The sequence below is a fragment of the Dorea sp. MB18-49 genome (assembly GCF_023669465.1).
GTDB classification, from domain to species: domain Bacteria; phylum Bacillota; class Clostridia; order Lachnospirales; family Lachnospiraceae; genus Dorea_A; species Dorea_A longicatena.
Map to the genome: position 1 here is coordinate 1 of NZ_JAMOYX010000063.1, position 13012 is coordinate 13012.

Annotated in this window: 9 protein-coding genes; all 9 read left to right on the plus strand. The window is 35.9% G+C overall.

All coding sequences use genetic code 11. The features are described from left to right. Window positions 1-1645 (plus strand): hypothetical protein (locus NCY30_RS13650; protein ID WP_250818812.1); only part of this gene is annotated, 1645 nt, incomplete at its 5' end. A 22-nt stretch (window positions 1646-1667) separates the two neighbouring features. Continuing rightward, complete coding sequence (locus tag NCY30_RS13655) at window positions 1668-4130, plus strand: glycosyltransferase family 2 protein (protein ID WP_055181856.1); 2463 nt, start codon at window positions 1668-1670, stop codon at window positions 4128-4130. Window positions 4131-4247: 117 nt separating this feature from the next. Then, complete coding sequence (locus NCY30_RS13660) at window positions 4248-5960, plus strand: glycosyltransferase family 2 protein (RefSeq protein ID WP_055181855.1); 1713 nt, start codon at window positions 4248-4250, stop codon at window positions 5958-5960. A gap of 8 nt (window positions 5961-5968) precedes the next feature. After that, window positions 5969-8143, plus strand: coding sequence for a glycosyltransferase (locus tag NCY30_RS13665; RefSeq protein ID WP_250818813.1), 2175 nt, complete (start codon window positions 5969-5971; stop codon window positions 8141-8143). 83 nt (window positions 8144-8226) lie between these two features. Next, window positions 8227-9003 carry an ABC transporter permease gene (locus NCY30_RS13670; RefSeq protein ID WP_195369437.1) on the plus strand — a complete coding sequence of 259 codons (777 nt, stop codon included), beginning with the start codon at window positions 8227-8229 and terminating at the stop codon, window positions 9001-9003. Between the two features lie 11 nt (window positions 9004-9014). After that, the gene (locus tag NCY30_RS13675; RefSeq protein ID WP_022415790.1) at window positions 9015-9749 is read left to right on the plus strand and encodes an ABC transporter ATP-binding protein; all 735 of its coding nucleotides are present in this window, start codon (window positions 9015-9017) and stop codon (window positions 9747-9749) included. A gap of 20 nt (window positions 9750-9769) precedes the next feature. Continuing rightward, the gene (locus NCY30_RS13680; RefSeq protein WP_246945584.1) at window positions 9770-10375 is read left to right on the plus strand and encodes a hypothetical protein; all 606 of its coding nucleotides are present in this window, start codon (window positions 9770-9772) and stop codon (window positions 10373-10375) included. Between the two features lie 107 nt (window positions 10376-10482). After that, window positions 10483-12222, plus strand: coding sequence for a glycosyltransferase family 2 protein (locus NCY30_RS13685; protein ID WP_022415792.1), 1740 nt, complete (start codon window positions 10483-10485; stop codon window positions 12220-12222). 40 nt (window positions 12223-12262) lie between these two features. Then, on the plus strand, window positions 12263-13012 hold a 750-nt coding region (locus tag NCY30_RS13690; protein ID WP_250818814.1), incomplete at its 3' end, for an acyltransferase family protein.

Genomic DNA, 13012 nt, shown 5'->3' on the forward strand with positions numbered 1-13012 from the left:
GCTCAAAGAGTATTTAACAGATAACTGGATGATATATGTAGTTGGTGCTGTTATGATATTTATGCTGTTGTTTTATTATGCTGGTTTTTGGTTAGGTAATCATCAAGATGATGGTTATTATATTACAAAAGTGGCAACTCTTCCATATTCACCAATTGGAGGAAATTATAATTATTCAGTAGGAACAATGAATACTGGATTTAATAGTTATATTGTTAACACATGGGAATTAGAAGCATCAGTATATGTGAAAGTGTTGGGAGTAATGCCGACATTATTTCTGAGACTTTTTCAATCAGCTTTTTATTATTTTCTATATTTGAATCTAATCAAATGGGTAGCGGAAATAATTATTGACAAATTGAATGTAAAAGCGAATGTTAAGATGGCGCAATATGTATTGGGAATAGTTCCATTAATGTGTGCATATTACATTTTTTTGTCAGACACAGGGATATTAGTGCTTAGAGATGGATTTCATTTGAATACAGGAATGTTTTTAGGTGCATCATTTGTAAAATTATTTGGGTGTCTTTTGTTTGGAGTTGTTTTGCTACAATTTGATGCAAAGAAGAATATTGTACAGAGTCTGGTATATTGTATTATTATTAGTGTTGTTTTGATATCGAAGTCAACTATTGCACTTCCAATCATTATTGTAAGTGGCGTTGCAGCAGGTATTGTGGCGTTATGGCAGAATTTTGAAAAAAAAGGCAAAGTAATTAGCTTTGCATTAGCTTTTATATATATTGCTTTAGGAATTATAATTCCTAATTCTGAATCTATTCAAAAAACGGTGAAAGCGGATATCATTTCTACAAAAAATTCTTTACTTATTTATCCGTGTATTATTATATTTTTAGTAAGTTTCTTTATGCGGGAACAAGTTATATATAAATTGAATGCGCACGTATTACTTATGATAGCGATGATAGCAGTACCTCAGTGTAATGACATTTTTGAAGAATGTTCGGTATATGATTTTGTAGGAGGAAGAGCCTGGTCGGCAGTTGCGTATTATTTTATTATATTGAATGTTGTATATATATACATAATATTGCGGAAAATACATATAAAGGATTTTGTTGTTAGAATTGCTTATGGATTGATTGGTATATTAAGTTGTTCGATGATGCTGGCAGGATTTCAAAAGTATGGAGGGGAAATTTTACCACAAGAGGAATGCAAAAAAGCTGATATGAGACTTTGCCTGAGTGTTATTAGACATAATATGTATTTTGCGCCAGATTCAACAATTGAATTGGGACACCAATTAGAAGAATTGGCAAAGGAAAAAGATAAGAAAATAAATATTGTCATGCCAAAAGCTGTGTTGATTGATGGAACATTGCATTTTTTAGCAGTTTCTGTCAGAACATTTGCACCAGATGTTGTATCGCTGTCGGCATTGGAAAGATTTAATGGAACAAATAATTTAGAATATAAAGGGTATACACAACAAAAATACGATGGATTTGTTGCGGAACCTAATGAAACTACATACGAAGAACTTAAACAAGAAATCCAAAATTTAAATGTAGACTGCATTGTTGTAAAAAATCCAAATTGTGGTGAATGGTTAGAAAAAGATGGATATCAATATTATGCGACCGTTGGAGAATATTATATTTGGAATATGCGGTGAAGTACGGTAGCAGGAGGAAGAAATGTATAATAAATTTGAAGTTGTACTGTATAGATTTCATATGAAAAAGAAAAACACCTTACTCATTAAGGGATATTTCGAAGAGGGATGTAAAAAAAATAATTCTTTGAAAATAATGCTGGATCAGAAGGAATTAAACGTAGCAATTGATGAGGAAATTAATCAGGGCATTGCATTATCGTCAGAGCTTGGAACGAGTAGGGCAAAATATATTTATGAATTGCAAGTGGAATTGCCGGGAAACTGGGAAAAAGGACAAAAAATCAGAGTAATAAATTGTCTGAATGAGAAAGAAAAAGAAGAGTATAAGATTTCTGTAGCAAAACTCGTGAAAAATAAAAATCGGATTGAAAAATATGTCGAATGTGAAAAAGTAAGTGAAAAGGGCTTTGTTATAAAGGGATGGTGTATATATCAGAATAAAGTTGATATTATAGTAAAAGACGAAAAAAAGAATATTTTGCCAGTAAAAATAAAAGAAAAAAAGAGAGTTGATGTTTTTAACCAATATCCGGAATGCACGGAAGAGGATGTATATGGCTTTGAGATTGTATACAAAGGAAATGTACCGAAAGTTGTTTATGTTTATTTGGAAGAAGGAAATAAAAGCGCAAAATATGGTGTGACACTCAAAGCATCCGTTGTGAAAAAAGGTGTAAACAAGGTAAAACGATATAAAGATAAAGGCATGATCTACCTGAAGAAATACGGAATAAAAGATGTGTTCGAACGTGTTGAAATGAAATTATCCCGTAAAAATCATGAAATGTATGAATACTGGAGAAGGTTGTATGTTCCAACGAAAAAACAGTTGAAAGAGCAGAGCGAGCAAGCGTTTGAAATAGAACCTAAAATTTCTATTGTTGTACCATTATATAAAACGGATCAGAGATTTTTAAAGGAAATGATCGATTCAGTAAAGGGACAAAGTTATTCTAATTGGGAACTGTGCCTTTCGGATGGAAGTGGAAATCCATCACCATTAAAAGATATTTTGACAAAGTATGAAAATGAAGATAAAAGAATAAAGGTAATTCGCAACGATTTTCCGTTGCAGATATCTGATAATACAAATAAGGCATTAGAATTAGTGTCAGGTGATTGGGTCGCATTCATGGATCATGATGATTTGCTGACACCAGATGCATTTTACGAATGTGTGAAGGCAATCAATCAGAATGAAAATGTGGATATGATCTATACCGATGAGGATAAGATTTCTATGGATGGGAAAATTTATTTCCAGCCACATTTTAAATCAGATTTTAACATTGATATGTTAAGAGGAACAAATTATTTTTGCCATTTAACGGTGGTAAAAAAAGGATTGTATGAAAAAGCAGGAAATCTGAATGGAGAATTTGATGGAGCACAGGATTATGATTTTGTTTTAAGATGTGTAGAACATGCTAAAAATGTTGTACATATTCCTAAAGTTTTATACCACTGGAGAGCGCATAAAGATTCTACAGCAGAGAATCCTGAGAGCAAATTATATGCATTTGAAGCAGGGGCGAGAGCTGTTCAGGCTCATTATGACAGAGTTGGCATAAATGCAAAGGTTGAGTCAACAAAATACTTGGGAATTTACAGAAGCACATATCAATTACAGGAAAAACCGTTAATATCAATTATCATTCCGAACAAAGATCATATTGAAGATTTGGACAAGTGTATCACTTCAATTGAAATGAAATCAACATATAAGAATGTAGAATATATTATTGTTGAAAATAATAGTGAAGAAGAACGTACATTTGAATATTATAAAAAAATGGAAGCAGAAAATCCGAAAGTAAAAGTAGTGAAATGGGAGAAGGAGTTCAACTATTCAGCTATCAATAATTTTGGTGTTACCTTTGCGAAGGGAGATTATTATCTGTTCCTGAATAATGATACAGAAATTATAAATGAAAACTGTCTGGAAGAAATGATGGGGTATTGTCTGAGAAATGAAGTAGGAGCAGTAGGAGCACGACTTTATTACGAGGATGGAACAATTCAGCATGCAGGAGTAATCGTAGGATTACAGGGAGTAGCTGGACATGTATTTACTGGTCTGCCACATGACACACCGGGATATTTCGGAAGGGTGATTATTGCACATGACTGTAGTGCAGTTACAGCAGCTTGTATGCTGGTGAAAAAAGAAGCGTTTGAAAAAGTAAATGGATTTGACCCTGATCTGGCTGTGGCATTCAATGATATTGATTTTTGTTTGAAAATTCGCGAGGCGGGTTATCTGATCGTGTATAATCCTTATGCGGAATTATATCATTATGAATCAAAATCCAGAGGAATGGAAGATAATGAAAAAAAGATAAAACGCTTTATGGGTGAGATTAAAAAATTCCATGAAAAGTGGTTTGACATTCTTTATAATGGTGATCCGTATTATAATCCGAATCTAACCTTGTTGGAAAATAATTTTGACTTAAGACATCCATGTAATAAGAGGGTGTAATTCGATATCTTCATACTTTTAATAGTAAATAGATTGAAATAAAACAGAAAAGTGATGTATAGTATAGTAGCAGTATCCTAGGATACTGCTACTATACATTTACAAGCGAGGTACAACATGTGCTCTAAAATAAAAAGAATCATTACGAAAGTAAAAAAAGAGGGAATCGTAAAACCGATCGAACGACGTATTCAGAATCAGAAAAGGCAAAAAGAAGAACTGAAAATTATTCAAAACTATCATTTGATTGATGATAACGAACGTAAAAGACAAAGAGAAGAAGTATTCGAAAAGAATATAAAGATAAGTATAATTACACCATTATACAACACACCGGAAAACTACCTGATTCAGCTGATTGAATCTGTATGCAGTCAGACGTATGCCAACTGGGAATTGTGTCTTGCGGACGGAAGTGATGATGGACATGATGCTGTGGGAGAACTGTGTCGGAAATATGCTGAAAAAGATACAAGAATTGTTTACAGAAAATTGGATAAGAATGAAGGAATCGTAGGTAATACAAATCAGGCAATACAATTTGCCACCGGTGAATATCTGGGACTTCTGGATCATGACGATATATTGCACGAATCAGCATTATATGAATGTGCAAAAAGAATTCAGGATGGTGCAGACTTCGTATTTACAGATGAAATGAAATTCAGGGAATCCGTAGAAGATTCAAACGATATTGTCTGTAAATCAGGATTTGGAAAAGATGAATTAAGATCACATAATTATATCTGCCATTTTGTTGTGTTTGCAAAAAACTTATTAGATGGAATGTCAGAGCTGTATAGAAAGGAATGCGAAGGCAGTCAGGATTACGATATGGTACTGCGTCTGACTGAAAAAGCAGGGAAGATAGTGCACATTCCAAAGATTCTTTATTACTGGCGTGTACATGCAGGATCAGTGTCGATGGATTTATCCGTAAAACAGTATGCCGTAGATTCTGCGAAAAGGGCAATCGGTGAGCAGCTGAAAAGAACAAATGAATATGGGCAGGTAGAGTGTAATCTGCCATATCAGACGATTTACAGAATCAAATATGATCTGGAAAATACACCGGTAGTAAGTATATATATATGGGAGAATGGACAGGAAGATATAGGCGGTTATATCGATAAGCTGTTAAAAAAGACACACTACAGACCGTTAGAAATTATCTGTAATAGCAAAGAAGTGACATCTGTATCAGATAAGAATGTAAAGATCTTCGGTTATTCCAGAACTGAAGAAGAAAGTGCTTATGAGTGGATAAGAAAGGCAAGAGAACAGTCAAGTAGAATGTATCATATCTGTCTTAGCGGGTATTGCATACCGGAATCAGAAGAATGGATTGAAGAAATGCTGATGTATGCACAGAGACCGGATGTCGGGGTGGTATCTGCCAATATATGGGATAATAAAGGTCAGAGTTATTTCGCCGGCGGTGTACTGGATCAAGATTCTTTGACCGGAATTCATGTCATAAATAAAGGAATGGATAAAGCTGATCAGGGTTATGAGGCGAATATGCGTCATGTAAGAAATACGACTACAGCATCAGGAATCTGTATGATGGTACCGGAAAGAACATTTGAAAAAATAGGAGATTTTTCCACAGAGATGCAAGATTGTGCGGATATTGATCTGTGTTTGAGAAGTAGAGAAAAAGGTCTGTGGAATGTATGGGCATGTTTTGCAGATGTAGCTTATGCAGGAGACAACACGGCAGAAGACTATTGGAAACAGTGTGATTTATTTAAGAAAAAATGGAAAGAGACGATAGAAGCAGGGGATGAATTCTATCATCCGTTGTTGAAAGCATTAAAAAAGATATAGGAGAAAATATGGGTACAACAAGTTTGGCAAAAAAAGCATTTCATACAATACGGGAAGACGGTATTGGTGGATGTGTAAAGAAAACAAATGGATATATAAAAAAGCAGATCAAGAAAAGAAGACGTGTAGAGAAAATCTATAAAGATGTACTGTTCATTAGTGGCTGTAATGAAAATCTTCCGCATCCGTGGAGATACCGGGTAAAACATCAGAGAGAACAGCTGGAAGCTATGAATTACACGACAGATGAGGTGTATTTCACGGAACTGGAACTGGATGCGATCCGTTATTACAGGAGCTTTGTGTTCTTTAGATGTCCGGAGACAGAGGCAATCAAAGAATTTGTGGCGTTGGCAAAATGTTTGAATAAGACAGTAGTATATGATATTGATGATCTGGTTGTCGATACGAAATATACAGACCAGATCAAATATGTCGCATCACTGCCGGTAGAAGAAAAACAAGCTTATGATGCCAATGTGATGAGCATGCAGAGTATGTTGAAAAGCTGTAATTATGCTACGACGACCACGAACTGTCTGAAAAAGGAACTGGCGAATTACTGCCCTAAGGTATATATTAACCGTAATGTAGCATCAGAAGAGATGATTCTGCTATCGGAACAGGCATTAAAGAATAAGCCTGACAATAAAAATGTGGTTAAGATGGGATATTTCAGTGGAAGTATCACACATAATGCAGATGTGGAATTGATCTTGCCGGTAATCATAACGATCATGAACGATTATGAAAATGTAGAATTGTATCTGATGGGGGAAGTAGATCTGCCGGATGAATTAAAGACCTTTGAAGCAAGAGTAAAAAAACTGCCATTTAGTGACTGGAGGAAACTGCCTGAGATCATAGCTGAAATGGATATTAATCTTGCACCGTTGGAAAATACTATTTTTAATGAAGCAAAATCAGAAAATAAATGGATGGAAGCGGCTCTGGTTAAAACTGTTACTGTTGCAAGTGATGTGGGAGCATTTCATGATTGTGTGGAACATAAAGTTACCGGAATTTTATGTAAAGATGCCGGAGAATGGGAAGCTGAATTGCGGAAAGTGGTAGAAGATCCGGAATATCGGAAGAAGATATCGGAAAATGCTTATTTAAAATGCAAAGAAAATTATGCAACATTCAGAACGGGATTACGTCTGGCAAAATTGTATGAAGAAGAAAAAAGTACGAATTATGTATTCGTACTGCCAGGATTAGAGATCAGCGGTGGAATCAAAGTTGCATTAAGGCATGCGGCAATGTTACAGAAGAAAGGAAATGAAGTATCTATATTCACATTAGACTGCAATGAAAAGTGGTGTGAATTCGAAGACTGTAGATTCCCGGTGATCAATCTGGAAGATACAACGATTTCGGGTAAGATCGATTATATGATCGCTACCATGTGGACAACGGTGAAAGTAGTAGAAGAGTATCCGTATGCGGTGAACAAATATTATCTGGTTCAAAATTATGAAGCGGGTTTTTACGAAGAGACAGATCCGCTGCGTATACGGGCGAATCAGTCTTACAGACCATCGACAGACGTGAAATTTATCACGATATCGAAATGGTGTCAGAAATGGCTGGAAGAAGAGTTCGGACAAACGTCTGTGTATGCACCGAATGGGCTGGAAATCGAAAGATTTCCGGAGCATAAAAGAAGTCTGGATGGGAAAATCCGGATTCTTGTAGAAGGAGACTGCGCGGTTGATTATAAAAATGTCGATGAATCATTTGAAATCATCGATGCATTAGATCCGGAAAAGTATGAAGTATGGTATATGTCCTATAATGCAGAGCCAAAAGAAACATATCGAGTGGATAAATTCTTTAACAGAGTTCCATATGAGAAGGTTCCGGAGATCTATGCGCAGTGTGATATTCTGATAAAGACCAGTCTGTTAGAAAGTTTCTCTTATCCGCCGCTGGAGATGATGGCAACCGGTGGATATGTGCTTGCGGTTCCGAATGGAGGAAATGTAGAATATCTGAAAGATAATGAAAACTGTCTGTTGTATAAGGCAGGAAATATCAGTCAGGCCTGTGAAAAGATTGAAAATCTGATCGCTTCAGAAGAATTGCAGCAGAAGTTATATTTGAATGGTCTTAAGACCGCAAAAGAAAGAGCATGGGAAAATGTAACAGATGAAATTCTGGAGATGTACGGCGCAAATTAGAAGCGAGACTTGTCTAACAGACGAAAAAATGCTATAATTAGTAAGATTGTTCAATTATAACCAATAAAATCGGAGGAAGAATCGTGACAACGTATGTACAAAATTTTTTGAAATTTCAACCATTGTTGAAAGAATTGATAGCACGAGATATCAAGGTTAAATATAGAAAATCAGTATTGGGTGTTTTATGGACATTGCTGAATCCGTTATTTATGATGATCGTTCTGTCGGTAGTATTTTCGAATCTTTTTAAATTTGATGTAGAATATTTTCCGGTATATCTGTTGAGTGGACAGCTGATCTTCAACTTTTATTCGGAAGTAACAACCTGTTCTATGTCAGCGATTATTGACAATGGACCGCTGATCAAAAAGGTATATGTACCAAAATATTTGTTCATTCTGGCAAGAACATTTTCAAGTACCATAAATCTGCTGGCATCATTTACAGCTTTGATCGTTGTTATGCTTGCCATGCGTGTGGAACTACATTATACAGTATTACTGGTATGGATTCCACTGGCATTTATTGTAGCGTTTTCATTGGGAGTGGGATTGCTGTTATCAGCGATTGCTGTAAAATTCAGAGATATTATGCATCTGTATTCAGTATTTGTTACAGCACTGATGTATCTGACACCGGTAATTTATCCGATGTCAATCTTACCGGAGTGGTTAAAACCGATTGTATTACTCAATCCGCTGACGAATATCTTGCAGATGTTCCGTGGTGTAATGATGTATAATTCTTTACCGGGAATAAAATCTATCCTGATAGCTGCAGTAGAATGTGTAGTAATGCTTGTGATTGGATTGTATGTATTTTATAAACGACAGGATAGTTTTATTTTGGATATATAAGGAGAAGATATATGGATAATCAGGAGATTATTAGTGTAGAGCATGTCTCAATGCGGTTCAGCCTTGCATCGGAGAAAGTGACCAGTTTTAAAGAATATGTAATTAAGACTGCGAAAAAGCAGCTTTCATACGGAGAGTTCTGGGCTTTAAAAGATGTAAGCTTCAGTGTGAATAAGGGTGATGCATTAGGACTGATCGGATTAAATGGTAGTGGAAAGAGTACAATGCTTAAGGTCATTGCCGGTGTTTTGAAACCGACAAAAGGCAGTGTGACAGTCAGAGGATCCGTAGCACCGCTGATCGAGCTGGGAGCAGGTTTTGATTATGATTTGACTGCAGAAGAGAATGTATATTTGAATGGTGCTCTTTTGGGATATCCAAGAGCGGAAATGGAAAAACACTATAATGATATCGTGGAATTTTCGGAATTACATGATTTTATGAATGTTCCGGTGAAGAACTTTTCGTCAGGAATGATCTCACGACTGGCATTTTCGATTGCAACGATAGGAATACCGGATATTCTGATTGTAGACGAAGTGTTATCGGTAGGTGATTTCAGATTCCAGGAAAAATGTAAAAACCGTATCAAGAATATGCTGGATAAAGGAACAACATTATTGTTTGTATCACATAGTATTGAGCAGGTGGAAGAACTGTGTAACAAGGTAGTGTGGCTGGACAAAGGTAATCTGAAGATGGCAGGAGAGTCCAGAAACATCGCTGAAATATACAGTGCTTCATAAGATAGGAGTATATTGAAACAATGAAATCAAAGATAAAAACTATTTTTCTTATTCTAATTATAATAGTACTCGCAGCAGTATATGCGGTTATTGACAAGCCGGTATCTGTTTATGATACTTCATGTGATACCAGTAAATTTCAGGCGCAGGTATTAGAAGTCGGACAGACGGCTTCGCAGAAGTTCGTATGCGAAGAGGCGTATATGGATGGTATCTCATTAAAACTGGCTGCGAATGCAGTGCCGGATAAAGAAAAGGTATTAGTAGCATATGAAGTTGTAGATGACAGTACTGGTAAAGTAGTTGCCAAGGGTACGGAGAATCTTGGAAAATTACGCAGCGGAAAATTCTTCAAGATGAAATTCGACAGAGTAAATGATTGTAAGGATAAAGCATATACATTAAATTTCCAGGTTACAAAGTGTGATGTGGGAAATGTACAGATCTTTTATACCCCGGGAACCGATAAAGGGGAAGCACTTGTATATGCAGGAACACCGATTGACGGAATCGGTGTTATGCGAACATTGACACATCGATTTGATCTGGAAACATATATCGTAACATTATGTTTTGCTGCGTATATTGTGTTATTTATGAGATGGTTATATAAATTATTCAAGTAATAAAAAGGCGGGCAGAAATTATATCTGGCTGCCTTTTGGATTATACCAAAGCGTGCATGAAAAGTTGCCGGTGGCAGGTTTTCTGTGCGGGTGAACAGGGTGACGTTATGAAAGAAAAGATAAAGAAAATAGATAGCTATATAAAGGCATACGGGATAGGAAAGACGGTGGGGCTTTTGTATGAAAAGGCAACGCATAAAGATCAGAAAGACTATGAACGATGGCTTGAAAGACATAAGATAACAGAGGCAATACGTGAAGTGCAGAAAGAGACGGTGTTTGATAAACAGCCATGTTTTAGTATAGTCGTCCCATTATATAAAACACAGGAAAAATATCTAAAAGAACTGGTGGAATCTATCAAAGGTCAAACATATTCAAACTGGGAACTCTGTCTGTCGGATGGAAGTGGGGGAGATTCCCCGTTGAAAGAGATTTTGAAAGAATTGGAACACAGTGACAGCAGAATAAAAGTCATTAGTTCGAAAGAATCGTTACAGATAGCAGAGAATACGAATGCTGCAATAGATATTGCAACGGGAGATTATATCGTATTTGCAGACCATGATGATATATTATCGGTAGATGCATTATATGAATGTACTAAGTGCATCAATGAAAATCAAGAAGTGGATATGATATATTCTGATGAGGATAAGGTGTCCATGGATGGACAAACATATTTTGAACCACATTTTAAGCCGGATTTGAATATGGATCTGCTGTGTTCGGTTAATTATTTTTGTCATCTGGTTGTGGTCAAAAGACAGCTGTTAGAACAGGCCGGGAAATTAAATGGAGAATATAATGGGGCTCAGGACTATGACTTTGTGCTGCGCTGTGTGGAAAATACAGATGCAGTGTATCATATTCCGAAGATATTGTATCATTGGCGGGCACATATGGATTCAACGGCTGAAAATCCGGAAAGTAAACGCTATGCCTTTGAAGCGGGTAGAAGAGCAATTCAAAAGCACTATGAACGGATCGGATTAAAGGATGCATATGTAGAAGAAACAGCATATCCCGGAACGTATCGTACACGTTACAAATATGCAGACAAACCGAAAGTGTCGATCATTATTGATGAGATTACGAAGAAGGAATTACTGGGAAAAACTTTGCAATCAATAAAAGCAAATGATTATCCGGATTATGAAGTGATTATAGTAGATTGTACAGAGAAGAAAGAAATAGAAAAATTCGTTGAAAAGTATCAGGATAAGCGAATACGTGTAAAACGAGGGGAAAAGATATGGACAGCAGCCAAACGGAAAAATGAAGGGGCTGGCTGTGCAGAGGGAGAGTATCTAATCTTCTTGGCTGGAAATGCAGAGTATGCGGACAAAGAAGGAATATCAGAACTGGTTTCCGTGGCTATGAGAAGTGATGTCGGAGTAGTTGGGACAAGAAGTTATTATAAGAACGGAACAGTAGAGCATGCGGGCTGTGTGATCGGAATGAATGGGACTGCAGGAAGCCTCTTTGAGTATACACTTCGAGGAGAAAATGGATATTTTTCACATATTGTTACACAGATGCAGTATAGTGCAGTTGCAGGTGCGTGTATGATGGTGAAGAAAGATATATTTGAAAAAGTGAATGGATTTGATGAGGATTACAAAGGAGAACTGGGAAAAGTGGATCTTTGCCTGAAAATTAGAAATAAGCATATGAGTGTTGTTTATAATCCGTATGTGAAAGTGATGCGTTGGAGTAACGAACTGCGAAACAACGAAAATGATGAAAAACTTTTTAAGAAACAATGGGCAGAAATATTGGAAAAGGACGATCCGTATTATAACAAGAATTTGTCATTGAGTGTATCAGGATGTAATATAAGATAAGATTATTGTTATCAGGAATGAAAAAGTATGAGGAAAAATTATGGGAAAGAAAAAAGTTGTTTTAGATCAATTTGATTTTATCCGTGCAATAGCATGTTTGGGAATTGTATTGTATCATTTTGCAGTAGAATATGGCTGGCCGGATATATTTAATAATTATGTTGGTGGTGTTACCTATGGAGATATTTACGTTACAGTATTTTTCTTCATTTCGGGTGCATTACTATTTTATAATCATAGTAAAATAGATGATTTAAAATTATTTTATAAAAAAAGAGCATTATCTATCTTCCCGGCATTTTATATTGCATGGGGATTAATGTATATAAGGGATGTGCTGAGATATAAAAGTTTGTTTTACAGAGGAAACCCGGCCAGCATTATTTTGTCTTTGATTGGAATGGATGGATACCTTACATTTAAGATAAATGATTATTATATTCTGGGAGAATGGTTTATAGGTGCGATCATCCTCCTCTATATCTTATATCCATTACTTACGTGGATGAAGAAAGAATATAAGTGGGTTACATTTGGTTTAGTGATTCTTTTTTACATACTTTCCCTGAAAATTAATTTAACGGGGATGGTATCTTTTCGGATGTTACCATCTTGTCTGATTAGTTTTTATGCAGGTATGCTTTTTGTTGAACACAGAAAAAGGGCTGAAAAATACTGGTGGATCGCAGGAATTTTATTAGTGATTTTGAAATGCATTGAACCGGGCAATATGAATATAAAAGGACATATCGCAGGTTTCCTTATGGCATATATGTTATATGGTATTGGT